Below are 21018 nucleotides of genomic sequence, written 5' to 3' on the forward strand. Positions count from 1 at the left end.
CCCACATGGCTGCCGGCCAGCGGCCGGCACTACCGATCGGCGCCACCGTCTCCACGAGGTCGCGCCGCTCCTGCATAATCGGGGCATGAGTGTCCTGCGCTTCGACAATGTCAGCAAACAGTACGCCGGTGGCCACGAGGCGCTGATCGATGTCAGCTTCGAGGTCGCGCCGGGCGAGATGCTGTTCGTCACCGGCCATTCCGGTGCGGGCAAGAGCACCCTGCTCAAGTTGATCCACCTCGACGAGCGGCCCAGCCGCGGCGCGGTGGTGTTCGACGAGCGCAACCTGCTGAAGGTGCGCGGCGGCGACGTGCCCCGCCACCGACGCGCGGTGGGCGCGGTCTACCAGGACCACCGGCTGCTGATGGACCGCTCGATCGCCGAGAACGTGGCGCTGCCGCTGATCCTGCGCGGCACCCGCCGTGGCGACATCAGCAAGCGCGTGCGCTCGGTGCTGGAGCGGATGGGCCTGGGCCATCGCGAGAAGGCGCTGCCCTCGCAGCTGTCGGCCGGCGAGCAGCAGCGCGTGGGCATCGCCCGCGCCATCGTCGGCGAGCCCAAGCTGCTGGTGGCCGATGAGCCGACCGGCAACCTCGACCCGACCCTGGCGGCGGAGATCATGGCCCTGTTCGCCGAGCTGCCCTCGCGCGGCACCAGCGTGCTGGTGGTCAGCCACGACCTGCCGCTGCTGCGCCGCATGCGCAAGCGCGTGCTGATCCTCGACCATGGCCGGCTGGTGGATGACATCTCGCCGCAGGACCTGGCGGAGTAACCGATGGCGAAGAACGAAAACAGCGAAGCCGCCGCCCCCTCGCGCGTGGGCGTCTGGTTCCAGCACCACGTGCACAGCGTGGTGTTCAGCCTGGGCCGCGCCTGCCGCAAGCCATGGGCGACCCTGCTGACGGTGATGGTCATGGCGCTGGCGCTGGCGCTGCCGCTGGGCCTGTCGATCGCGCTGGACAACCTCAAGCAGTTCGCCGGCAGCGTGCAGCAGTCGCGCGACATCAACGTGTTCCTGAAGGGCAACGTCGATGCACCCGGCGCGCTGCGCCTGGCCGGCCAGCTGCGCGACCGCGACGACGTGGCCGAAGTGAACGTGCGCACGCCCGAGCAGGGCCTGCAGGAACTGCGCGATGCCGGCCTGGGTGAGGCGATCGACGCACTCAACGACAATCCGCTGCCTTCGCTGCTGGTGATCACTCCCGGCCAGGGCAAGGACGACGCACGCCTGGCGCGCGCGCTGGAAAGCCTGCCCGAGGCCGACCTGGTGCAGCACGATGCGCTGTGGCGCCAGCGCCTGGATGCCTGGCTTGCCTTCGGTGCGCGGCTGGTGCAGGTGCTGTCGGTCCTGCTCGGCGCAGGTGCCGCGCTGGTGGTCGGCAACACGGTGCGCCTGGACATCCAGGCCCGCCGCGAAGAGATCGGCGTGCTGCAGCTGCTCGGCGCCAGCGATGGCTTCATCCGCCGCCCGTTCCTGTACCTGGGCGCGTGGTACGGCCTGGGCGCCGGCGCGGTGGCGCTGGCCCTGATCGGCGCTGCGGGTGCCGCCCTGCGCATGCCGCTGGCCGAACTCTCGCGCAGCTACGGCAGCCCGTTCGTACTGCACGGCCTGGACCTGCTGCACGGCGGCCTGGTCCTGCTCGGCACGCTGCTGCTGGGTTGGCTGGGCGCCTGGCTGGTCACCGGCCACTTCCTCCGCCAGACCCGCCCGACCGACACCTGAGACCGGCATGCAACCGCAAGCGCTGAAACACCTTGAAGGGCCCGCGACGCGGGTGATGGTGGTCGATGGCTCGAAGCTGGTGCGCAAGCTGATCGCCGACGTCCTGCAGCGTGACCTGCCGGGCGTGGAGGTGATCGGCTGCGACAGCATCGAGGACGCACAGCAGGCGCTGGCACAGGGGCCGGTGGACCTGGTGACGACCTCGCTGACCCTGCGCGATGGCGACGGCCTGGCGCTGGCGCGGATGGTGCGCGAAGCGGCCGGCCAGGCCTATGTGCCGGTGATCGTGGTCTCCGGCGATGCCCAGCAGCACCTTGAGCAGCGCCGCTTCACCGAGTACGTCACCGACTATTTCGACAAATCGCTCGGCCATGAAGCACTGGCGACCTTCATCCGCGGCTACGTGCAGCCGCAGACCATCCCCGGTGCCACCATCCTCTATATCGAGGACAGCCGCGTGGTGGCCGAGGCCACCAAGCGCATGCTGGAACGCCAGCAGTTGAACGTGCTGCACGTGGTCAGCGCCGAAGAAGCGTTCACCCTGCTCACCGCCGAGTCGCTGGGCCGCAGTCGCCACCGCATCGACCTGGTGCTGACCGACGTCACCCTGAAGGGCGAACTGAGCGGTCGCGACGTGGTGCAGCGCGTGCGCGTGGATTTCGGCTACGGCAAGCGACGCCTGCCGGTGCTGGTGATGACCGGCGATGGCAACCCGCACAACCAGACCGGGCTGCTGCAGTCCGGTGCCAACGACCTGGTGCTCAAGCCGATCGAAGAACGGCTGCTGGTCACCAAGGTGCTGTTCCAGCTGAGGCTGGCCCGATTGAACGATGGACCTCTGTTGCGATGATGGATGAAGTAGCCGACACCCCGACGATCCAGCTGGAACCGAGCTGGAAGCAGCATGTCGGCGATTATCTGTTGCAGCCGCAGATGCGCGAGCTGTCCAGCTTCCTGCGCCAGCGCAAGGCCAGTGGCGCGGCGGTGTTCCCGCCCGGCCCGCAGATCTTCGCCGCGTTCGACGCCACGCCGTTCGAGCAGGTGAAGGTGGTGATCCTCGGGCAGGACCCGTACCACGGTCGCGGCCAGGCACATGGCCTGAGTTTCTCGGTGCCGCCGGGCGTGCCGGTGCCGCCGTCGCTGCTGAACATCTACAAGGAGATCGAGAGCGATCTCGGTATCCCGCGTCCGGACCACGGCTGCCTGATTCCGTGGGCGCAGCGTGGCGTGCTGCTGCTCAATGCGGTACTGACGGTGGAAGAGGGCAAGGCCGGTGCGCACCAGGGTCGTGGCTGGGAAGGCTTCACCGACCACGTGGTGGATGTGCTCAACCGCGAGCGCGAAGGGCTGGTGTTCATGCTCTGGGGCGCCTATGCGCAGCAGAAGGGCAAGGTGATCGACACCCGCCGCCATCGCGTGCTGAAGTCGCCGCATCCGTCGCCGCTTTCGGCCCATCGGGGCTTCCTCGGCTGTCGTCATTTCTCGATGGCCAACGAGTACCTGCAGCGCCGCGGCCAGGCCCCGATCGACTGGTCGCTGCCGCCGCGCTCGGCACTCTGAGGGCCGGCGGGCCGCTGGGCCTGAACAGCGGGCAACGTTCCCGGGCCTGAATGGGCCTTCAGAACGGCCCGTTCAGCTCCGCTTGACCGGAATCGGCCGCTTTACGGCAGGTAATTGCTTGAATTCCAAGGGATTGTGAATCCCGAAAACCATGCTCGCCACTGTCATCAAATCGCGCTACGGTAGGGCTCTGTTTGGGACCAGTGTTGCATCAATGGGATGCTGGAACTTTTTCCTCCTTTAGCAGTCCAAATCCCGGACTGCTAAGATGGGTGCCTATGAGCCAGAACACCTCTACTGCCCTTGTGGCAAACAATCTCCCGATTCCCAGTGCGCTCGGTTCGCTGGACGCCTACATCGGTGCCGTGCACCAGATCCCGGTGCTGTCGGTCGATGACGAACAGGACCTGGCCCGTCGCTTCCGCGACGGCAACGATCTGGACGCTGCCCGCGAGCTGGTGCATTCGCACCTGCGCTTCGTGGTGCACGTGGCCCGCGGCTACAACGGCTACGGCCTTGCCCTGGGCGACCTGATCCAGGAAGGCAACATCGGCCTGATGAAGGCGGTCAAGCGCTTCGACCCGGACATGGGCGTGCGCCTGGTTTCCTTCGCGGTGCACTGGATCCGTGCCGAGATGCACGAGTTCATCCTGAAGAACTGGCGCATCGTGAAGGTCGCCACCACCAAGGCGCAGCGCAAGCTGTTCTTCAACCTGCGCAAGTCGAAGACGCGCCTGGGCTGGATGAACGCGGCGGAAGTGAGCGCGGTGGCCAAGGACCTGAACGTGTCCGAGCGCGAGGTCATGGAAATGGAGTCGCGCCTGTCGGGTCGCGATATCGGGTTCGATGCGCCGACCGACGAGGACAACGAGCACGCGCCGCCGTCGCCGGCTGCGTTCCTGGTTGCCGATGACGAAGACCCGTCGATGGCCTACGAGCGCGAGGACAGCGAAGACAACCAGATGCAGCTGCTGCGCGAAGGCCTGGCGGAACTGGATGCCCGCTCGCGCGACATCATCCGCCGCCGCTGGCTGGACGCGGACAGCAAGGTGACGCTGCAGGAACTGGCCGACGAGTACGGCGTGTCGGCCGAGCGCATCCGCCAGGTTGAAGCGAACGCGCTGAAGAAGATGAAGGCGCTGTTCACCGCGTAAGCGGGGTGGCGTTGGATTGAAGAAAGGCCCGGCGGAGATGCCGGGCCTTTTTGTTTCTGGAGCGCATCCACGCATGGCGTGGATCAATCCTGGCGCCAGGGCGGCAGCTGCGCCGACCGGAGCATGCGCTGGACGCTGATTTTCGCGCCGTACCACTCGGTGGCACGGTATGATCATGTCACGTGTCTTCCGCACTCGAAGCTTCAACCGCAGTACACGACGTTCTTCACTGACCGATAGAGCCTTGTGCCGCGCAGCGGTGGAAATGCGTCAAGGACTGATTGATGCAGATATAGGGGCGGCCTTCTCAAAAAGCGGGTTGCGCTGCCGGGCCGCGGAAAGCGCGGTGGCGCCCGCGTTATTGTCGCAACTAGGGTGGGGCACTACTGGTTCTTTCTCTTCTGCTACGAGAAGAACGCGCGCGCGACCATCAGTATTGCGGAACGGGACGCCCTTCAGCTGTATGCGTCTGAGTTCTCGAGAATGAGCACTGAACAGTTGGACAGGGCAGTTATCTGCGGAGAACTGCAGGAGATTTGCCATGACAAAGACGGTTGAACATGGACGTGCAAAGAGTGCGATCCTCGATGCGGTGCATGAAGGCGCGGCGGGCCTTTACGCCAGCGGCTTCATCGACAAGCGGCGCATGAGCATGTACGAGGCGCTTTGTCTGAGGCCTGTGCCCGAATACAGCAGCGCCCAGATCCGTGCACTTCGCACGTCGTTGGAACTTAGCCAGCCGGTGTTCGCAGGTGTGCTCAACACCAGCGTTTCGACGGTCCGTAGCTGGGAACAGGGCGGGAAGAAGCCGAGCGGGCCGTCGCTGAAGCTTTTGAACCTGATTGATCGGAAGGGTCTCGAAGCAGTCCTGTAAAGCAAAGGCCCGGCAATGCCGGGCCTTTGCTTTACTGTGGTATTCAATCCGCGCCATGCATGGAAGCGGGGGTGTGCCTCACCCCTCGCGTGCGATCGCGCGCCAACCGATGTCGTTGCGGTGGAACGCGTTGGCCCAGCTCACCTTGGCCACGCCGGCATAGGCATTGGCCTGCGCGTCGCGCACGCTGTCGCCCAGTGCGGCCACGCACAGCACGCGACCGCCCGCACTGACCACGTGGCCCTGCGCATCCAATGCCGTACCGGCATGGAACACCTTGGCACTGGCCGGCACGTCGTCCAGGCCGGAAATCACGTCACCGGTGATCGGCGCTTCCGGGTACGGCCTGGCCGCCAGCACCACGCCCAGCGACGGGCGCGCGTCCCACTGCGCTTCGACCTCATCCAGGCGGCCATCGATAGCCGCTTCCACCAGCTCGACCAGGTCCGACTGCAGGCGCAGCATCACTGGCTGGGTTTCCGGGTCGCCAAAGCGCACGTTGAATTCGATCACCTTCGGTGCGCCGCTGGCATCGATCATCAGGCCGGCGTAGAGGAAACCGGTGAACGGGATGCCGTCGGCGATCATGCCCTGCACGGTGGGGTTCACCACCTCGCGCATCACCCGTGCATGCACCTCCGGCGTCACCACCGGGGCCGGCGAATAGGCGCCCATGCCGCCGGTGTTCGGGCCGGTGTCGCCGTCGCCGACGCGCTTGTGGTCCTGCGAGGTGGCCATCGGCAGCGCATGCACGCCGTCCACCATCGAAATGAAGCTGGCTTCCTCACCGTCGAGGAATTCCTCGATGACCACGCGCGCACCGGCATCGCCAAACGCGTTGCCGGACAGCATGTCACGCACCGCGTCCTCGGCCTCGGTCAGGCTCATCGCCACGATCACGCCCTTGCCGGCGGCCAGGCCATCGGCCTTGACCACGATCGGTGCGCCCTTCTCGCGTACATACGCCAGCGCGGCGTCCACGTCGCTGTGCACGGCGTAGTACGCGGTGGGGATGTTGTGGCGGGCCAGGAAGTCCTTGGCGTAGGCCTTGCTGCCTTCCAGCTGCGCGGCGGCGGCGGTCGGCCCGAAGATGCGCAGGCCGGCGGCGCGGAAGCGGTCGACCACGCCGGCCACCAGCGGTACTTCCGGGCCGACCACGGTCAGCGCTACGCCTTCGGCCTGGGCCAGCGCCAGCAGGCCGTCGATATCGGTGACCTTGACTGCCACGTTGCGGCACGTGTCTTCGCTGGCGGTACCGGCGTTGCCGGGCGCCACGATCACTTCGGTGACACGGGAGGACTGGGCCAGCTTCCATGCCAGGGCGTGTTCGCGGCCGCCAGAGCCGATGACGAGGATCTTCATGGGACAGGGTTCTCGGGTACGGAAGAGAAAAGCCGGGCAGGGCCCGGCTTGGTGATGCGGATCAGTGGCGGAAGTGGCGCACGCCGGTGAACACCATGGCCAGGCCATGTTCGTCGGCGGCGGCGATCACTTCGGCATCGCGCATCGAACCGCCCGGCTGGATGACCGCCTTGATGCCGGCGGCTGCAGCGGCATCAATGCCATCGCGGAACGGGAAGAAGGCGTCGGAGGCCATCACCGAGCCCTCGACCACCAGGTTCGCATCGGCGGCCTTGATGCCGGCGATGCGGGCCGAGTACACGCGGCTCATCTGGCCGGCACCGACACCGATGGTGCGGTTGTCCTTGGCGTAGACGATCGCGTTGGACTTCACGAACTTGGCCACGTTCCAGGCGAACAGCAGGTCGGTGAACTGCTTGTCGGTCGGCGCCAGCCTGCTGACCACCTTCAGTTCGTCGCGGGTCATGCCGCGGTTGTCCGAGGACTGCAGCAGCAGGCCCGAGCCGACGCGCTTGCTGTCGAAGTTGTTCAGCCCGTCGCCGTGCGGGATGCGCAGTACGCGCACGTTGGCCTTCTTCTGCGCGTACTCCAGCGCGGCCGGCTCGTAGTCCGGGGCGATCAGCACTTCGACGAACTGGCGGTCGAGGATCACCTTGGCGGTGGCGGCATCCAGCGGCTTGTTGAAGGCGATGATGCCGCCGAAGGCGCTGGTCGGGTCGGTGGCGTAGGCCAGCTCGTAGGCATCGCCGTTGCCGGCACCGACGGCCACGCCGCACGGGTTGGCGTGCTTGACGATGACGCAGGCCGGCGCATCGAACTGGCGCACGCATTCCCACGCCGCATCGGCGTCGGCCAGGTTGTTGTAGCTCAGCTCCTTGCCCTGCAGCTGCTGGAAGGTGGCCAGCGTGCCCGGCACCGGGTACAGGTCGCGGTAGAACGCGCCGCTCTGGTGCGGGTTCTCGCCATAGCGCAGGTCCATCACCTTCACGAAGGTGGAGTTCATCTGCGCCGGGTACTCGGCACGGGCCGGCACGGCGGCGTCAGTGGCGGTGACCGCCGACAGGTAGTTGCTGATCGCCGCATCGTACTGGGCGACGCGGTTGAACGCGGCCACCGAGAATGCGAAGCGGGTGGCCGCCGTCATCTGGCCGTTGTTGGCCTCCAGCGAGGCCAGCAGCTCGGCGTACTGCGACGGATCGGTGGCCACCGCCACGCGGGCGAAGTTCTTGGCCGCCGAGCGCAGCATGGCCGGGCCGCCGATGTCGATGTTCTCGACCGCGTCGGCCAGGGTGCAGTCGGCCTGGGCGGTGACCGATTCGAACGGGTACAGGTTCAGCACCAGCAGGTCGATGGCACCGATACCGTGCTCGGCCATCACTGCGTCATCCAGGCCGGAGCGGCCCAGCAGGCCGCCGTGCACCATCGGGTGCAGGGTCTTGACCCGGCCGTCCATCATTTCCGGGAAGCCGGTGACCTCGGCCACGTCCTTCACGGCCAGGCCCGCATCGCGGATCGCCTTGGCGGTGCCGCCGGTGGACAACAGCTCCACGCCGCGTGCCGCCAGCGCAGTGGCCAGCTCGACCAGGCCGGTCTTGTCGGAAACGGAGAGGAGGGCCCGGCGGACGGGCAACAGATCAGCAGTCATGGGACAGAATCGGCAGCGGAGCGGGGCCGATATTGTAGGCGGTGGGGGCCGGTGGCGGGCGCCGGCGGGGAAAATCGACCCGCACCCACGGCCTGTGGCCGCCTTCAGCACAGCCTGGCCGGGGACGGTCCGCCAGCAATTCGATGGGGCGCGCTGCTCCAATCGGGTAGGCTGTGCCGGAACTGCCAAGGATCAGCGGGTTCGGATCGTGTCGATCTATGCATTGAAAGGACGTTTTCAGGACCTGTTGCGTCCGGCCGTACGCGGTCTGTACCGCATGGGGATCACCGCCAATGCGGTGACCGTGACCGCGGCCGTGGTCTCGCTGCTGGTCGCTGCCGCCGTCTGGTGCTGCGCGCCGGCCCAGCCCCTGCTGTACCTGCTGCTGCCGCTGTGGATGCTGCTGCGCATGGCGCTCAACGCCGTGGACGGCATGTTGGCCCGCGAGTTCGGCCAGCAGTCGCGGCTAGGCGCCTATCTGAACGAGCTGTGCGATGTGATCGCCGACGCGGCGCTGTACCTGAGCCTGCTCAGCGTGCCGGGCGTGCGCCCGGAAGTGCTGTGGCTGCTGGCCTGGACGGCGGCGCTGAGCGAGTACGCCGGGGTGCTGGGGCTGATGGTCGGTGCCAGCCGCCGCTATGACGGCCCGATGGGCAAGAGTGACCGCGCCTTCGTCGTCGGCGTGCTGGGTCTGCTGCTGGCGTCTGAGTGGGTTGGCGCGATGACGGTCACTGGCGTGGCTGCGGCCATGGCGGTGCTGTGCATGCTGACCATGATCAACCGCGTCCGTCGCGGACTGCGGGAAACGGCGGTTTCGTCGAATTAATCAAGCAGATACAAAAAGACAATCAGGAGATTGCATGCGTCAGGCGCAGGAACGGGAATTCCACAGCTTCGACCAGGTACCGCTGTTCTACCGGTACTGGGCGGGCACCACCGCCACCCCGGCCACCCGGGCCATCGTGCTGCTGCACCGCGGCCACGAGCACTCCGGGCGTGTCACCCACCTGGTCGATGAGCTGGACCTGCCCGACACCGCCTTCTTCGCCTGGGATGCGCGCGGCAATGGCCGTTCGCCGGGTGCGCGTGGCGATGCACCGGGCTTCCCGGCGCTGGTGCGCGACCTGGACAGCTTCATCGCCCACATCGGCGCCGAGCACGGCATTGCGGTGGAAGACATCGTGGTGATCGCGCAGAGCGTAGGGGCGGTGGTCGCCGCGACCTGGGTGCACGATTACGCGCCACGCCTGCGTGCGCTGGTGATGGCTTCACCGGCGTTCAAGGTGAAGCTGTACGTGCCGTTCGCGCGGCCGGGCCTGGCCTTGATGCAGAAGCTGCGCGGCAACTTCTTCGTCAACAGCTACGTCAAGCCGCAGTGGCTGACCCATGACCCGGCGCGGGTGGAAAGCTACCGTACCGATCCGCTGATCACCCGGCCGATCTCGGTGCGCGTGCTGCTGGGCCTGTACGAAGCGGCCGACCGCATCGTGGCCGATGCGCAGGCGATCAGCGTGCCGGTGCAGCTGCTGGTGTCCGGCTCGGATTTCGTGGTGCACCGTGGCCCGCAGGATCGCTTCTATGAGCGCCTGTCCAGCCCGATCAAGGAGCGGGTGCACCTGCCGGGCTTCTTCCACGACACGCTGGGCGAGCGCGATCGGGCACCGGCACTGGCGCGCATCCGCAGCTTCATCCAGGCGCGTTTCGCCGAACCGTTGCGCGAGCTGTCACGGCGCGACGCGCACCGCCATGGGCCGACCTTCGAAGAGTCGGAGATACTGGCCTGGCCACCGGAACGCAACAGCCTGGCCGACCTGCGCTGGCGCGTGGTACGTGGCGGCCTGCGCTTCGGCGGCACGCTGTCCGAAGGCATCGCGCTGGGCCTGCAGACCGGTTTCGATTCCGGTAGCACGCTGGACTACATCTACCGGAATGAGGCGCGCGGCAAGGGCCCATTGGGGCGGATGGTCGACCGCAACTACCTGGATGCGATCGGCTGGCGTGGCATCCGCGTGCGTGGCCAGCACCTGCAGGAACTGCTGCGCGACGCCGCACAGCGCCTGCGCGGGCAGGGCACGCCGGTGCGGGTGCTGGACGTGGCCGCCGGCCATGGCCGCTATGTGCTGGAAGCACTGGGCCAGGGCGAGCAGCGCGCCGACCGCATCGTGCTGCGCGACTTCAGCGATCTGAACGTGACCCAGGGCCAGGCGTTGATCCAGCGCCTGGGCGCGGCCGACATCGCGCGCTTCGAGCAGGGTGATGCGTTCGACCCGGCACAGCTGGCCAAGGTCGATCCAGCGCCGACGCTGGCGGTAGTCTCGGGCCTGTACGAACTGTTCCCCGACAACGACGCCGTGCTGCGCTCGCTGCAGGGCATTGCCGCAGCGGTGCCGGTGGGTGGCTACCTGGCCTATACCGGCCAGCCCTGGCACCCGCAGCTGGAATTCATTGCCCGTGCCTTGACCAGCCACCGCGGTGGCGCGGCGTGGGTGATGCGCCGCCGTACCCAGCAGGAGATGGACGAACTGGTGCGCCTGGCCGGGTTCGAGAAGGTGGCGCAGCGTATCGACGACTTCGGCATCTTCACCGTATCGCTGGCGCGCCGGACCGCGTGATGGCGACGCTCGCCGCATCCCCACTGGCCGCAGAGGGGCGCCCCTGGCGGCGCGCCCTGTTGTGGCTGGCCCTGCTGGGTCCGTTCTTCTTCGCCAGTTATGGCTTCGCCAACTGGATGGCCGGCCGCCACGCCACCCTGCCGGTGATGGCGTTCGGCTGGGAGACCCGCATCCCGTTCGTGCCATGGACGATCGTGCCGTACTGGTCGATCGACCTGTTCTACGCGGTCTCGTTCTTCCTGTGCCGGCAACGGCTGGAGCTGGACCGGCACGCATTGCGGCTGTTCAGCGCACAGCTGATCGCCGTGAGCTGCTTCCTGCTGTGGCCGCTGCGCTTCAGCTTCGAGCGTCCGCAGATCGGCGGTGTGTTCGGCTGGCTGTTCGATGTGCTGCTGGGCTTCGACAAGCCGTTCAACCAGGCACCGTCGCTGCACATCGTGTTGCTGATCGTGCTGTGGGTGAAGTTCGCACAGTACCTGCACGGCGTGTGGCGCTGGGTGCTGCATGTGTGGGCGCTGCTGATCGGCGTATCGGTGCTGACCACGTTCCAGCATCATTTCATCGATATCCCGACCGGCCTGCTGGCCGGCTGGTTGTGCGTCTGGCTGTGGCCGGAGCAGGGCACGCCACCGCTGCGTGCATGGCGCACGGCACGTGATGCCAAGCGCTGGCGCCTGGCGGGGGTGTACCTGCTGGGGGCCGCTGTGCTGCTGGTGCCGGTGGTGCTTCTGCGTGGCGCCGCGTTGTGGCTGCTGTGGCCGGTGGTGTCGCTGCTGCTGGTGGCGCTGGCCTATGCCGGGCTGGGTACCGCGGTGTTCCAGAAGCGCGCCGATGGTCGCCTGACAATGGCGGCACGCTGGCTGCTGGCGCCGTACCTGGGCGCAGCCTGGGTCAATTCGCGGCTGTGGACGCGGCGTGCGCCGCATCCGGTGCCGGTGATGGATGACGTGTGGCTGGGACGCATTCCCTGTGCTGCGTTGCCAACACCGCTGGTCGGCGTGGTCGATACCTCTGCTGAACTGTCCTGCCGCGCGCCGGGCGCGGTGTATGCCAGCGTGCCGATGCTGGACCTGGTGGTGCCCACGCCGGAACAGCTGCGCGAGGCGGCCGATGCCATCGAGCGTCTGCGCGTGCAGGGGCCGCTGCTGGCGTGCTGCGCGCTGGGCTATTCGCGCAGCGCCGCCAGCGTCGCCACCTGGCTGCTGCGCAGTGGTCGTGCCGCCGATGCGAACGCGGCAGTGGCGATCGTTCGGGCTGCACGCCCCGGCATCGTGCTGCACGCGGCGCATCTGCATGCCATCACTGCTGCGGCAGGAGCGCGCGCATGAGCACGGTTCCCGATCTGGTGACCATGCAGCTGCTGCTGCGCCAGGGGCGTTGGCCGGCGCTGCTGTCGCTGGGCCTGTTGCTGGTGGCACTGCTGCTGCTCGGCACCGAGCCGGGGCTGGCGATGATCGCTGCCGGCCTGTTGCTGCTCAGTGTTGCCGCGGGCATCGCACAGGCCTACCACGCGTGGCGGGTGGGGCTGGATGCCAGCCTGCTGCAGCTGCTGCGCGATGAAGGACTGGAGGGCGAAGCCGCCGCACGCCGCATCGATCAGCTGCTGCACGACAGTGGCCTGCGCCGCGCGTCGCCCGATGCGCCACTGCGTGGCTGGGATGCGCGCTGGTCCGGCATGCGCCGCCTGCTGCTGCGCCAGTACCTGCTGACCGCAGTGCAGTTCGCACTGCTGGTGCTGGCCGTGGTTTGGCCGCAGACGTGAATGGGAGTGACCGATGTTTGCCGAACTGATTGCCCGCGCCTGCAGTGGCGCGATCCATGTGGTGACCGGCGCACGCGCGCTGTGGACCGGTTGCGCGCCGTCCAGCGAGCGCCGCGTGTACTACGGCAACCACGCCAGCCATGGTGACTTCGTGCTGATCTGGTCATCGATGCCACCGGCACTGCGGCGCCAGGTGCGCCCGGTGGCCGCGGCCGAGTACTGGCAGCGTGATGGCCTGCGTCGCTACCTGATCGATGCGGTGTTCAACGGTGTTCTGGTCGAGCGCGAGGCCGGCCATCGCCAGCAGGACCCGTTGCAGGTACTGCGCGATGCGGTGGACGAAGACTGCTCGCTGATCCTGTTCCCGGAAGGCACGCGCAATATCGGCGATGAACCGCTGTTGCCGTTCAAGAGCGGCATCTACCATCTGGCGCGGCAACGGCCGGAGCTGGAGTTCGTGCCGGTATGGATCGACAACCTGAAGCGGGTGATGCCGAAGGGGCGGTTCCTGCCGTTGCCGCTGCTGTGCACGGCCACCTTCGGCACGCCGCTGCGGCTGCAGGCCGACGAGGACAAGGCCGCATTCCTGGCCCGCAGCCGGCAGGCGCTGCTGGACCTGGCGCCGAATGGAGGTCGTGCATGAGTTTCGTGCTGGATGTATCTGGCGATCTGGCAACGCAGAGTGTCGGCCAGCAGACCGGCCTGCTGTTTGCCGGCGTCGGCGCGGTGCTGGTGCTGGCCACGCTGGTGGCCGAGACCCTGCGCTGGCGCCAGCGCGGTCAGCCCAGCGCGGTGATCGCCAACCTGGTGTCGCGTATCCGTGCATGGTGGGTGATGGCGATCGTGGTCGGGCTGGCGCTGTTCTTCGGCCGCGCCGGGGTGATCGTGCTGTTCGCGATCATTTCGTTGTTCGCGCTGCGCGAGTTCATCACCCTGGCGCCGACCCGTTCAGGCGACTACTACGCGCTGCTGGCTGCGTTCTACATCGTGCTGCCGTGGCAGTACTACCTGGTGTGGATCGACTGGTACGGCATGTACACGCTGCTGATCCCGGTCTATGCGTTCCTGTTCCTGCCGATCCTGTCGACCATCGGTGGCGATACCACGCACTACCTGGAGCGCACCGCGAAGGTGCAGTGGGGGTTGATGATCTGCGTGTTCTGCATCTCGCACGTGCCGCTGCTGCTGAACCTGCACGTGCCCGGTCACGACCCCTCGCGCAACGTGCTGCTGTTCGCCTTCCTGGTGATCGTGGTGCAGTCCTCGGACGTGTTGCAGTACATCTGGGGCAAGCTGCTGGGCCGGCACCTGATCGCGCCGAAGCTGTCGCCGTCGAAGACGGTGGAGGGCTTCGTGGGTGGCGTGCTGAGCGCCAGCGCGCTTGGGGCGGCGCTGTGGTGGATCACCCCGTTCACGCCGCTGCAGGCGTTCGGCCTGTCGCTGCTGATCAACCTGATGGGATTCTGGGGCGGCCTGGTGATGTCGGCGATCAAGCGCGACCGTGGGATCAAGGACTGGGGCCACATGATCGAGGGCCATGGCGGCATGCTCGACCGGCTAGATTCGGTGTGCTTCGCCGCGCCGGTGTTCTTCCATGTGGTGCGGTACTACTGGAAGGCGGGCGGCGGCGGGTGATCCCGCCGGGGCTGCATCCACGCATGGCGTGGATCTACCGGTAGTGCCGGCCGCGGGCCGGCAACTGCGACATCCTGCCATCGTTCATGGGGTTGCCGGCGAGCGGCCGGCACTACCCGCGCGCGCTCAGGCGCTGATGCCGTATTCCTTCAGTTTCTTGCGCAGGGTGGCGCGGTGGATACCCAGCATCGCGGCGGCGCGGCTCTGGTTGCCTTCGCAGTGGTTGAGCACTTCCACGAACAGCGGGATTTCCATCTCGCGCAGCACGATCTCGTAGACATCGTCCGCGTCGCAGCCATCAAGATCACGCAGGTAGCGGCGCACGGACTGGGCGACGTGTTCACGCAGCGGTGGCCGGGGAGCGCCACGACTGTTGTCAGGACGAGAGAGGACAGCGTTCAAGGGGGTTCCCGATTCGGTTGGCCCGTGCGCGCGGAGCGCGCGGCCGGACGAGGTGGTGGCGGCCAGTCTAGCGCGAGCGTGCCCGACCTGCCACGGCTGGTCGCCTCTACCCTGGTCAGAGGAAGTCGAAGGTGAATGCGACGGTGGACGCGGCGGGTTCCTGCACGCGGAACGCGATGCGCGCACTCTGGCCCGGTTCCAGCACGGTCGTGGCCGGGCTTTCGCCAAGGTATTGCGCGGGCGTGAACACGCCGCTGCCGATCACCCGGCCATCGGCATCGGACAGTGACAGGCGCAGGTCCGGCCAGGCCTGTGCCCAGCGCGCATCGTTGCGGATGCTGGCCTGCACCTGCAGCACACCGGCCTGGCCGGGCAGGGGGCGGATCTCGCGGCTGGTCATGGTGAACGCGGTCGGATCGTGCCAGGCCGGCAGGCTGCAGCGCAGCACGCCGCACAGTGCGCCCAGCCAGGTGCGGTTGTCGGCGTCGGCGGCCAGTCGCGCACGATCGGCCAGCACGCTCTGCAGTACCAGCAGCAGTGCCAGCCCGGCGACCAGCACCCAGTGCCAGCGCGGCGTCGGCAGCGCGCGCGGCCGCGAAGTGCCCAGGAAGCTCGGCGCATCGCCGGCCACCGCCTGCGCGGCCGGGCCGGCAAGGACGGGTTCGATCACGGTCGCTTCGTCGAGGATGACGGTGTCATCGAGCTGTCGCGTCTCCGCCATCGGCGGCAGCGCCGCGTCGACCGGGTCCCCGGACTTCGCGGCAGGGATGTCATGCGCCGACGGGTCGGGCGTGCGCGCGTCGGTCGCAGGTGCGGCCTCGCCTTCCGACGCGGGGCGCAGGAAGGTGGCCAAAGGGCGGCGCGGCGGGTTCGGCTCGGACATGCTCAGGGCGCGGACTCGGATCCAGCGGTCATTCAATCACGATCAGGCGCGGCGCGTGCCGGTGATGCGCATCCAGTCGCCATCCTGGGTGGCCTGCAGATCGTCGAACCACGCGGCATAACGCTGCAGCAGTTCGCCTTCCTGACCCTGCAGGATGCCCGACAGGGCGATGCGACCGCCGGCGGCGACGCGTGCGGCCAGCAGCTCGGCCAGCGCATCCAGCGCCGAGGCAAGGATGTTGGCGACCACGATCGGGTAGGTGGCGACCGGTTCGTCCTGCGGCAGGTACACCTGCATGCGGGCCTGCTCGCCATTGCGCTCGGCATTGTCGGCGGTGGCGACCAGCGCCTGCGGGTCGTTGTCCACGCCGATCGCTTCGGCGGCGCCCAGCTTCAGCGCGGCCAGCGCGAGGATGCCCGAGCCGCAGCCGAAGTCGAGCACGCGCTGGCCCTGCAGCTGGCCGTCCACGGCCAGCTGGTCCAGCCAGCGCAGGCACAGGGCGGTGGTCGGGTGGGTGCCCGAGCCGAAGGCCAGGCCCGGGTCCAGCCGCACCACGGCGGCATCGGCGGCCTGTGCAGCGTCCGGCAGTTCATGGTTCCACGGCACGATCCAGGTGCGGCTGCCGAAATCCATCGGCTGGAACTGGTCCAGCCATGCGCGCTCCCAGTCTTCGTCTTCGACGGCGCGGAAGCTGCCATTGCTCCAGTCCAGTTCCGGGTCGAAGGATTCCAGGGCGGCCAGCAGCAGCAGCGCATTGCTGTCGGCGGGGAACAGCGCGCTCAGCACCAGGGTGTCCCACAGCGGCGTTTCCCCCACGCCGGGTTCGAGGATGGCCTGTTCGTTGCTGGTGTCGGCTTCGGCATCAAGCAGGGTCACGGCCAGTGCGCCGACGTCCTCCAGCGCATTTTCATAGCGGGGCTGGGTGGCTTCGGTGCAGCGCAGGGTCAGTTCCAGGAACGGCATGGCGGTGGGGACAGTCGCGGGAAAGGGGGCAATGCTAGACCATCGGGGCGTCTCCGTATTGCCTGAGATGCCGCTTTGAGATGAATGGGGGCAGTTCAGACAGGCCTGTCGGGCCTTGCTAAACTCGGCGCTTTCCTGTGTGCCGTGAACGCTCACCACCGCCGATGGCCTTCGCTCCGACCCTGAAAACCTGGTTGCTCGTGCTGCCGGCGGTGGCCGTGCTGGGCGTGGCCGGGTATCGGGCCAGCGGCCATGCTGCGGGCGTGGCGTCGACGTCGGCGTCGTCGGACCTGCCGCTGGCCATGGCCAGCCGTGACGGCGGAGCGCCGCTGCCGGTGGTGCCGGAAGCCCTGGCGCGGCGGCTGGCGACTTTCGAGCGCGGCAACACGCTGCCGTCGGGCCTGCCGCTGGACCTGCGCGCCGACATCGAAGACGCCAGCGACCTGTATGCCTACGCCCAGCGCCTGCGCGCACAGGCCGACACCGGCAATCACGAGGCGCGCTGGATGCTCAGCCGCGTCTATGACTATTGCGCGCAGTACGCACTCGATCCGGGTGGCTACCGCCTGGACAACAACGTACTGAGCGGGTTGGGCCTGACTGCGGCGCCGGCGATGATCGAGGCACGCGAGCGGGTGGCACAGCGGTGTGGCGGTTTCGTGCCGGGCGACAAGCTGGGCGCGGCGCTGGTGCTGGCCGAACGCCGCAAGGCGGCCGCGCAGGGCAACCTGGCCGCGGAAGCGTCGCTGTTCGCCGAGGGCGAGCCCTTGCATGACAGTGCCGAGTACCGCCGCGACCTGGTCGAGCGCGTGCGCACCTCGCGCGACCCCGAGGCCTACATGGCCATCGCGCCAGGCATGGGCGTGCGTGCGGCCGGTGACCGCGCGCTTGACGGGCTGGTGGCGGGTGAGCAGCTCAGTGAACTTGCATGGCGGCTTGCGGCCTGTGAACTCGGCCTGGCCTGTGGAGCGGACAGCGTGCTGGTCAACAATTTTTGTGCGAACGGAGGGATCTGTTCGCAGGATGGAGCGCAGGATTTCCGGGATTTCGTGTATGACGCTGCGGTATCGCGGCAAGGTGCTGGGAAAATGAAGGAATGGATCAAGCGATTGGTTGGAAAGAGGGACGGGCGATGAATTACCGTCGATTCCTGCATGGGGCCAAGTTCTGGTTCTGGGTGGCGCTGTTCGTGGCCTACTCGGCTGGGGCGGTTGGCCTGCTGATGATCGATACCTACGAGGACCGCTACCGGCATCTGTCGAAGGTGGAGCTGACCACGGTGAAGGCGCAGGAAGACGTGCGCCGCGCCGGTGCCAGCCAGGTCGCTGCGGTCTACCGCGCGCAGAGTGGCATGCCATTCGCTTCACTGCCGGCCGGCAGCACCTTCCAGGTGGTGTGGCCCGATGGTTCCACCGAAACCATGGTGATCGTCGATCCGACTTCGCCCAATGGCGTGCGGCCGCTGGCCCATTCGCAGATTCCGGCCGACGTGGCCGACAAGCGCTGACGTGCTCGCTGTGGAGCCGAGCCCATGCTCGGCTGTGCTTGGCGGCAAGCCGAGCATGGGCCCGGCTCTACAGGAACAGAAAAGGGCGGGGAGATCCCCGCCCTTTTCATGTCCAGCACCTGGCGCCGATCAGGTCAATGCAATCGGCTTGTTCTTGCGCTCGGCCAGGCGCTTTTCCAGGTAGTGGATGTTCTGGCCACCGGCCTGGAAGCCCTTGTCACGCATGATCCGCTGCTGCAGGGCGATGTTGGTCTTGATGCCATCGACCACCATTTCGCTCAGTGCCACCCGCATGCGGGCAATGGCGGTTTCGCGGTCCGGGCCGTGCACGATCAGCTTGCCGATCATCGAGTCGTAGTTCGACGGCACGCGGTAGCCACTGTAGATGTGGGTGTCCACGCGCACGCCGGGGCCACCCGGCGGATGGAAGCCGGTGATGGTGCCCGGGCTCGGCACGAAGGTTTCGGCGTCTTCGGCGTTGATGCGGCACTCGATGGCATGGCCGGTCAGCACCACGTCGCTCTGCTTGATCGACAGCTTCTGGCCGGCGGCGATCTTCAGCTGCTCGGCCACCAGGTCGATGCCGGTGACCATTTCGGTGACCGGATGCTCCACCTGGATGCGGGTGTTCATCTCGATGAAGTAGAAGCGGCCGTCCTCGTACAGGAACTCGAACGTGCCCGCGCCGCGGTAGCCGATGCGGATGCAGGCTTCCACGCAGACCTTGCCGATCTGCTCGCGCTGCTCGGCGGTGATGCCCGGCGCCGGTGCCTCTTCCACCACCTTCTGGTGGCGGCGCTGCATCGAGCAGTCGCGCTCACCGAGGTGGATGGCATTGCCCTGTCCATCGGCCAGCACCTGGATTTCCACGTGGCGCGGATTCTCCAGGAACTTCTCCATGTAGACCTCGCCATTGCCGAACGCGGCCTTGGCCTCGCTCTTGGTGGTTTCGATCGAGGTCTTCAGCGACGCTTCGGCGTGCACCACGCGCATGCCGCGACCACCGCCACCGCCGGCCGCCTTGATGATGACCGGATAACCGATCTCGCGGGCGATCTTGGTGTTGGCGACGATGTCCTCGCCGAGCGGGCCGCCCGAGCCGGGCACGCACGGTACGCCCGCGGCCTTCATCGCGCGGATGGCTTCGACCTTGTCACCCATCATGCGGATGGTGTCGGCCTTGGGGCCGATGAAGATGAAGCCGGATTCTTCCACGCGTTCGGCGAAGTCGGCGTTCTCCGACAGGAAGCCGTAGCCCGGGTGGATGGCCTGGGCGTCGGTGACTTCCGCCGCCGCGATCAGGGCCGGGATGTTGAGGTAGCTCTGCGGCGACGGCGCCGGACCGATGCAGACCGACTCGTCGGCCATGGCCACGTGCTTGAGGTTGCGGTCGACCGTGGAGTGCACGGCCACCGTGCGGATGCCGAGGGTATGGCACGCGCGCAGGATGCGCAGCGCGATCTCCCCTCGGTTGGCGATGACGACTTTGTCGAGCATGGCGCGCCCCTCAGCCGATCACGAACAGCGGCTGGTCGAATTCCACCGGCTGGCCGTTCTCGCCGAGGATGGCAACGATGGTGCCGGAGGTGTCGGCTTCGATCGGGTTGAACATCTTCATCGCTTCGATGATGGCCAGGGTTTCGCCTTCCTTGACCTGCTGGCCCACGGTGACGAAGGCCGGCTTGTCCGGGGCGGACGAGGCGTAGAAGGTGCCGACCATCGGCGAGCGCAGCACGTGGCCTTCCGGCAGTGCCGGGCCCGGCTTGGCGCTGCCGCCGGTGGAGGCTTCGGTCGGCGACTGCATCGGCATCGCCTGCGGCGCCGGGGCGGCCGGAGCGGCATACACCGGCGCGGCGACCGGGGCGGCATAGCCGGCCACCGGGGCGCGCGACAGGCGCACCGACTCTTCGCCTTCCTTGATTTCGATTTCAGCCAGGTTCGACTCTTCCAGCAGGTCGATCAGCTTCTTGATTTTGCGGAGATCCATGGTGGCCTCTTTGCTCGTGATGTCAGTGTGGTGGAGAGTGCGGTTGCACTCGGTTCAAAGCAGTTCGTAGAACTCGCGCAGCTGCCGCGTACGGTCGCGCGTCTGGGTGATCAGGCATTGCATCTTCGCGGGGTTGCGCGAGGTGCCGTCTGCATTGAAGGCATACACCGCCTCGCAATCTGCATCGCGCAAGGTGATCCAGATGCGCTGGGCCTTCACCAGCTGTTGTTCGGCCGCCGCGCAGCGGCTGCAGCTGCCATCGGTTGCCTGCGCCTTCAGTTCGCCACGCGCCTGCGCGTAGACGGCGTTCATTGCGCTGTCGGCATCATCCAGGCGATCGGAATCGCACATGTCGCGCTCGTAGCCGCCGCTTGCCTGTGCGCAGTCGATGCCCGCGGCCGCGCGCTCGGCAGCGACACTGGCGCCGCACAGACCGGCCCACAGCAGGATGCCGGCAAGCACACGCGGCGGCATCTTCACGCGCTGGCCGCCTGCACGCGCAGCAGCGCCGCGTCCATCGCGTAGCGGTAGCTGTCGGCACCGAAACCGCATACCACGCCCACTGCCTTGTCACTGAAGTAGCTGTGCTGGCGGAACGGCTCACGGGTATGCGGGTTGGACAGGTGGATCTCGATGAACGGCACCGCCACCGCCGCCAGCGCATCGCGCAGGGCGACCGAGGTGTGGGTGAAGGCGGCGGGGTTGATCAGGATGAAAGCGGTTCCGTCGCTGCGCGCAGCCTGCACGCGGTCCACCAGCACATGCTCGGCGTTGGACTGCAGGCGTTCCACGGTGTGTCCGGCGGCCGATGCCTGGGCAGCCAGGGCCTGGTCGATGTCGGCCAGCGTGGTGTGGCCGTAGACCTCCGGCTCGCGGGTGCCGAGCAGGTTGAGGTTGGGGCCGTGCAGGACCAGCAGCTTCGCCATGGGATCCGGAAGACGGGAAAGGG

Annotated in this window: 23 protein-coding genes and 1 pseudogene; 15 read left to right on the forward strand and 9 right to left on the reverse strand. The window is 67.5% G+C overall.

What is annotated here, in order from left to right; genetic code table 11:
- Positions 1-85 precede the first annotated feature (85 nt).
- The 7 genes and pseudogenes from ftsE to VG561_RS16760 all read left to right on the forward strand — a co-directional run bounded on the left by ftsE (position 86) and on the right by VG561_RS16760 (position 5311).
- Positions 86-772, forward strand: a complete 687-nt coding sequence (ftsE, locus tag VG561_RS16730) for a cell division ATP-binding protein FtsE (RefSeq protein WP_014648630.1) — start codon at positions 86-88, stop codon at positions 770-772.
- A gap of 3 nt (positions 773-775) precedes the next feature.
- Positions 776-1723, forward strand: a complete 948-nt coding sequence (gene ftsX, locus VG561_RS16735) for a permease-like cell division protein FtsX (RefSeq protein ID WP_032961674.1) — start codon at positions 776-778, stop codon at positions 1721-1723.
- Positions 1724-1730: 7 nt separating this feature from the next.
- On the forward strand, positions 1731-2573 hold the full coding sequence (locus VG561_RS16740) for a response regulator (protein ID WP_019660837.1): 843 nt from the start codon (positions 1731-1733) through the stop codon (positions 2571-2573).
- Positions 2570-3283, forward strand: a complete 714-nt coding sequence (gene ung / locus VG561_RS16745; RefSeq protein ID WP_005419723.1) for a uracil-DNA glycosylase — start codon at positions 2570-2572, stop codon at positions 3281-3283. Before VG561_RS16740 ends, ung begins: the two co-directional genes overlap by 4 nt.
- A 278-nt stretch (positions 3284-3561) precedes the next feature.
- Positions 3562-4437 carry an RNA polymerase sigma factor RpoH gene (rpoH, locus tag VG561_RS16750; RefSeq protein ID WP_005411269.1) on the forward strand — a complete coding sequence of 292 codons (876 nt, stop codon included), beginning with the start codon at positions 3562-3564 and terminating at the stop codon, positions 4435-4437.
- A gap of 175 nt (positions 4438-4612) precedes the next feature.
- A pseudogene (locus tag VG561_RS16755) lies at positions 4613-4995 on the forward strand (type II toxin-antitoxin system RelE/ParE family toxin).
- A complete protein-coding gene (locus tag VG561_RS16760) occupies positions 4979-5311 on the forward strand; it encodes a helix-turn-helix domain-containing protein (protein WP_014648626.1) in 333 nt (110 codons plus the stop codon). Before VG561_RS16755 ends, VG561_RS16760 begins: the two are co-directional and overlap by 17 nt.
- A gap of 78 nt (positions 5312-5389) precedes the next feature.
- On the opposite strand, the gene purD is transcribed toward VG561_RS16760, so the two are convergent.
- Positions 5390-6673, reverse strand: coding sequence for a phosphoribosylamine--glycine ligase (gene purD / locus VG561_RS16765; protein WP_014648625.1), 1284 nt, complete (start codon positions 6671-6673; stop codon positions 5390-5392).
- Between the two features lie 61 nt (positions 6674-6734).
- Positions 6735-8318, reverse strand: a complete 1584-nt coding sequence (purH, locus tag VG561_RS16770) for a bifunctional phosphoribosylaminoimidazolecarboxamide formyltransferase/IMP cyclohydrolase (RefSeq protein ID WP_423179810.1) — start codon at positions 8316-8318, stop codon at positions 6735-6737.
- 208 nt (positions 8319-8526) lie between these two features.
- Here purH and VG561_RS16775 point away from each other — a divergent pair, with 208 nt between their 5' ends.
- From VG561_RS16775 to VG561_RS16800, 6 genes are read left to right on the forward strand one after another with little or no spacing between them, the layout of a single operon-like run.
- A complete protein-coding gene (locus VG561_RS16775) occupies positions 8527-9144 on the forward strand; it encodes a CDP-alcohol phosphatidyltransferase family protein (protein WP_111205601.1) in 618 nt (205 codons plus the stop codon).
- Positions 9145-9178: 34 nt separating this feature from the next.
- Positions 9179-10930: a bifunctional alpha/beta hydrolase/class I SAM-dependent methyltransferase gene (locus VG561_RS16780; RefSeq protein WP_049439322.1), complete on the forward strand. Its 1752-nt coding sequence runs from the start codon at positions 9179-9181 to the stop codon at positions 10928-10930.
- Positions 10930-12258, forward strand: coding sequence for a phosphatase PAP2/dual specificity phosphatase family protein (locus VG561_RS16785; RefSeq protein ID WP_423179811.1), 1329 nt, complete (start codon positions 10930-10932; stop codon positions 12256-12258). Before VG561_RS16780 ends, VG561_RS16785 begins: the two co-directional genes overlap by 1 nt.
- Positions 12255-12692, forward strand: a complete 438-nt coding sequence (locus VG561_RS16790; RefSeq protein ID WP_111205600.1) for a hypothetical protein — start codon at positions 12255-12257, stop codon at positions 12690-12692. The genes VG561_RS16785 and VG561_RS16790 overlap by 4 nt, the downstream gene beginning before the upstream one ends.
- Before the next feature lie 13 nt (positions 12693-12705).
- Positions 12706-13335: a lysophospholipid acyltransferase family protein gene (locus tag VG561_RS16795; protein ID WP_423179812.1), complete on the forward strand. Its 630-nt coding sequence runs from the start codon at positions 12706-12708 to the stop codon at positions 13333-13335.
- A complete protein-coding gene (locus tag VG561_RS16800) occupies positions 13332-14327 on the forward strand; it encodes a phosphatidate cytidylyltransferase (protein WP_014648618.1) in 996 nt (331 codons plus the stop codon). The genes VG561_RS16795 and VG561_RS16800 overlap by 4 nt, the downstream gene beginning before the upstream one ends.
- A gap of 126 nt (positions 14328-14453) precedes the next feature.
- Here the strand turns inward: VG561_RS16800 and fis are convergent, their stop codons facing one another.
- The 3 genes from fis to prmA all read right to left on the reverse strand — a co-directional run bounded on the left by fis (position 14454) and on the right by prmA (position 16575).
- On the reverse strand, positions 14454-14729 hold the full coding sequence (fis, locus tag VG561_RS16805) for a DNA-binding transcriptional regulator Fis (protein WP_005419706.1): 276 nt from the start codon (positions 14727-14729) through the stop codon (positions 14454-14456).
- Positions 14730-14844: 115 nt separating this feature from the next.
- The gene (locus VG561_RS16810; protein ID WP_423179813.1) at positions 14845-15612 is read right to left on the reverse strand and encodes a DUF3426 domain-containing protein; all 768 of its coding nucleotides are present in this window, start codon (positions 15610-15612) and stop codon (positions 14845-14847) included.
- A gap of 42 nt (positions 15613-15654) precedes the next feature.
- The gene (gene prmA, locus VG561_RS16815) at positions 15655-16575 is read right to left on the reverse strand and encodes a 50S ribosomal protein L11 methyltransferase (RefSeq protein WP_014648616.1); all 921 of its coding nucleotides are present in this window, start codon (positions 16573-16575) and stop codon (positions 15655-15657) included.
- A 164-nt stretch (positions 16576-16739) separates the two neighbouring features.
- Here prmA and VG561_RS16820 point away from each other — a divergent pair, with 164 nt between their 5' ends.
- Positions 16740-17711: a hypothetical protein gene (locus VG561_RS16820; protein ID WP_423179814.1), complete on the forward strand. Its 972-nt coding sequence runs from the start codon at positions 16740-16742 to the stop codon at positions 17709-17711.
- Complete coding sequence (locus tag VG561_RS16825; RefSeq protein ID WP_032959077.1) at positions 17708-18082, forward strand: hypothetical protein; 375 nt, start codon at positions 17708-17710, stop codon at positions 18080-18082. The genes VG561_RS16820 and VG561_RS16825 overlap by 4 nt, the downstream gene beginning before the upstream one ends.
- Positions 18083-18211: 129 nt before the next feature.
- On the opposite strand, the gene accC is transcribed toward VG561_RS16825, so the two are convergent.
- The 4 genes from accC to aroQ are packed head-to-tail and all read right to left on the reverse strand — an operon-like array spanning position 18212 to position 20995.
- Positions 18212-19579: an acetyl-CoA carboxylase biotin carboxylase subunit gene (gene accC, locus VG561_RS16830; protein ID WP_014648613.1), complete on the reverse strand. Its 1368-nt coding sequence runs from the start codon at positions 19577-19579 to the stop codon at positions 18212-18214.
- Positions 19580-19589: 10 nt separating this feature from the next.
- On the reverse strand, positions 19590-20069 hold the full coding sequence (gene accB, locus VG561_RS16835) for an acetyl-CoA carboxylase biotin carboxyl carrier protein (protein ID WP_005419696.1): 480 nt from the start codon (positions 20067-20069) through the stop codon (positions 19590-19592).
- 54 nt (positions 20070-20123) lie between these two features.
- Positions 20124-20549, reverse strand: a complete 426-nt coding sequence (locus VG561_RS16840; RefSeq protein WP_423179815.1) for a lysozyme inhibitor LprI family protein — start codon at positions 20547-20549, stop codon at positions 20124-20126.
- Complete coding sequence (gene aroQ / locus VG561_RS16845) at positions 20546-20995, reverse strand: type II 3-dehydroquinate dehydratase (protein ID WP_032959080.1); 450 nt, start codon at positions 20993-20995, stop codon at positions 20546-20548. The genes VG561_RS16840 and aroQ overlap by 4 nt, the downstream gene beginning before the upstream one ends.
- Positions 20996-21018 lie beyond the last annotated feature (23 nt).

Source organism: Stenotrophomonas sp. CASM110 (assembly GCF_049384345.1).
Taxonomy (GTDB): Bacteria; Pseudomonadota; Gammaproteobacteria; order Xanthomonadales; family Xanthomonadaceae; genus Stenotrophomonas; species Stenotrophomonas muris.

What these genes read in the sequence shown, in the direction of transcription:
- rpoH (WP_005411269.1), top strand. Translation starts at nt 3,562, where the DNA reads ATGAGCCAGAACACCTCTACTGCCCTTGTGGCAAACAATCTCCCGATT.
- VG561_RS16790 (WP_111205600.1), top strand. Translation starts at nt 12,255, where the DNA reads ATGAGCACGGTTCCCGATCTGGTGACCATGCAGCTGCTGCTGCGCCAG.
- accC (WP_014648613.1), bottom strand. Translation starts at nt 19,579, where the DNA reads ATGCTCGACAAAGTCGTCATCGCCAACCGAGGGGAGATCGCGCTGCGC.
- VG561_RS16825 (WP_032959077.1), top strand. Translation starts at nt 17,708, where the DNA reads ATGAATTACCGTCGATTCCTGCATGGGGCCAAGTTCTGGTTCTGGGTG.
- prmA (WP_014648616.1), bottom strand. Translation starts at nt 16,575, where the DNA reads ATGCCGTTCCTGGAACTGACCCTGCGCTGCACCGAAGCCACCCAGCCC.
- VG561_RS16820 (WP_423179814.1), top strand. Translation starts at nt 16,740, where the DNA reads ATGGCCTTCGCTCCGACCCTGAAAACCTGGTTGCTCGTGCTGCCGGCG.
- VG561_RS16795 (WP_423179812.1), top strand. Translation starts at nt 12,706, where the DNA reads ATGTTTGCCGAACTGATTGCCCGCGCCTGCAGTGGCGCGATCCATGTG.
- accB (WP_005419696.1), bottom strand. Translation starts at nt 20,069, where the DNA reads ATGGATCTCCGCAAAATCAAGAAGCTGATCGACCTGCTGGAAGAGTCG.
- purH (WP_423179810.1), bottom strand. Translation starts at nt 8,318, where the DNA reads ATGACTGCTGATCTGTTGCCCGTCCGCCGGGCCCTCCTCTCCGTTTCC.
- VG561_RS16800 (WP_014648618.1), top strand. Translation starts at nt 13,332, where the DNA reads ATGAGTTTCGTGCTGGATGTATCTGGCGATCTGGCAACGCAGAGTGTC.
- ftsE (WP_014648630.1), top strand. Translation starts at nt 86, where the DNA reads ATGAGTGTCCTGCGCTTCGACAATGTCAGCAAACAGTACGCCGGTGGC.
- aroQ (WP_032959080.1), bottom strand. Translation starts at nt 20,995, where the DNA reads ATGGCGAAGCTGCTGGTCCTGCACGGCCCCAACCTCAACCTGCTCGGC.
- ung (WP_005419723.1), top strand. Translation starts at nt 2,570, where the DNA reads ATGATGGATGAAGTAGCCGACACCCCGACGATCCAGCTGGAACCGAGC.
- ftsX (WP_032961674.1), top strand. Translation starts at nt 776, where the DNA reads ATGGCGAAGAACGAAAACAGCGAAGCCGCCGCCCCCTCGCGCGTGGGC.
- VG561_RS16810 (WP_423179813.1), bottom strand. Translation starts at nt 15,612, where the DNA reads ATGTCCGAGCCGAACCCGCCGCGCCGCCCTTTGGCCACCTTCCTGCGC.
- VG561_RS16760 (WP_014648626.1), top strand. Translation starts at nt 4,979, where the DNA reads ATGACAAAGACGGTTGAACATGGACGTGCAAAGAGTGCGATCCTCGAT.
- VG561_RS16780 (WP_049439322.1), top strand. Translation starts at nt 9,179, where the DNA reads ATGCGTCAGGCGCAGGAACGGGAATTCCACAGCTTCGACCAGGTACCG.
- purD (WP_014648625.1), bottom strand. Translation starts at nt 6,673, where the DNA reads ATGAAGATCCTCGTCATCGGCTCTGGCGGCCGCGAACACGCCCTGGCA.
- VG561_RS16785 (WP_423179811.1), top strand. Translation starts at nt 10,930, where the DNA reads ATGGCGACGCTCGCCGCATCCCCACTGGCCGCAGAGGGGCGCCCCTGG.
- VG561_RS16740 (WP_019660837.1), top strand. Translation starts at nt 1,731, where the DNA reads ATGCAACCGCAAGCGCTGAAACACCTTGAAGGGCCCGCGACGCGGGTG.